The sequence below is a fragment of the Haloparvum sedimenti genome (assembly GCF_001462205.1).
Lineage (GTDB): Archaea > Halobacteriota > Halobacteria > Halobacteriales > Haloferacaceae > Haloparvum > Haloparvum sedimenti.
Genome location: NZ_LKIR01000019.1, coordinates 1 through 1,216, shown reverse-complemented (window position 1 = coordinate 1,216; position 1,216 = coordinate 1). Strand labels below are relative to the sequence as shown.

Annotated in this window: 2 protein-coding genes; both read right to left on the bottom strand. The window is 64.0% G+C overall.

Features of this window, described 5'->3' with window-relative positions; translation table 11 throughout:
* The coding region (locus AN233_RS01225) for a hypothetical protein (protein WP_058365059.1) at positions 1 to 516 on the bottom strand (516 nt) is incomplete at its 3' end.
* Positions 509 to 1,216, bottom strand: a 708-nt coding sequence (locus AN233_RS01220; protein WP_058365058.1) for an ATP-binding cassette domain-containing protein, incomplete at its 5' end; no start/stop codon positions are given. The genes AN233_RS01220 and AN233_RS01225, both read right to left, overlap by 8 nt.

Below are 1,216 nucleotides of genomic sequence, written 5' to 3'. Positions count from 1 at the left end.
GTCCATCATCGCGAGGAACACGACGACGAGCGACCCCTCGAACAGCCGCGGAAGCACTGCGCCGACGAGCGCACCGAGGAAGGCGTAGACGACGCCCGCGAGCGCGAGGAACGCGAACACGAGCAGCGGTGCCTCGGGTTCGACGGTCAGCCAGAGGACCCCGAAGTTCACCCCCGCGACGACAATCGTGACACCCGCGAGAGTCGCCAGCCGCGTCGCAAGTAACGTCCTCGGCGAGTACCCGGTCTGGACGAGCCGTCGGTCGGCCTCCCGGGCACTGATCATCTGGACCAGACCCATCAGCCCAGCGATGATGGCGACGCCGAAGATTGCGCCGAGGACGCGCCCGAGATCGAGCGGAATCGCCTCGACGGTCGGCATCGGCGGTAGCCCCGCCATCGCCTGTCCCCACCCCTCGATGACCACGAGCGGCAGCACCAGCGCGAGGACCACGTTCAGGGGCGTCCTGAGGAACGTCCTAACGTTTGATCGAATGCCCACGGCGAACCTATTCATCGTCTCCCTCCCGGTCGCTTCGGAGTTCGCTCTCAGTTTCGTCGTCGGTCACGTCGTGAACCAGTCCGTTCCGCACCTCGAAGACGCGGTCGAGGCGACTCCGTTCCTCGATGAGGTGAGAGATCATGACGACGGCAGTGCCGTCGTCCGCGAGGTCCTGTGCCATGTCCCAGAATCGCAGGTAAGTCTCCCAGTCGAACCCGGTGTAGGGTTCGTCGAGCATGAGAACGTCCGGGTCGTGCATCAACGCGATGCTGAGGTTGACCTTCTGTCGGTTCCCACCGCTAAGCTGGTCGACCCGGTAGTCAAGGTACTGCTCGAAGTCGAGTTCGTCCGCCAGTCTTTGCTTCGCCGCGTCGATCTCCTCGCGACTCATCCCGTACCCGGCGCCGAAGAGCCGGAAGGTTTCAGAGACGGTCAACCGATCGTAGAGCAGGGGTTCCTGCGGACACCATCCGACGGTTCCATACCGTTCGACCGTGCCCGCGTCGTGGTCGAGAACCCCGACGAGAATCTTCATCAGCGTGGACTTGCCCGACCCATTCTCGCCGACGATGCCGACGATCTCGCCGGCACGGACCTCGATATCCGCACCGGTGAGAACGGGCGTCGACCGTCCCAACGGAAGTCGTGACCCGTAGGTTTTCTCGAGAACGTTGCCTCGAACGAGCGTCTTGCTACCATCGACCGTCTCCGTGGG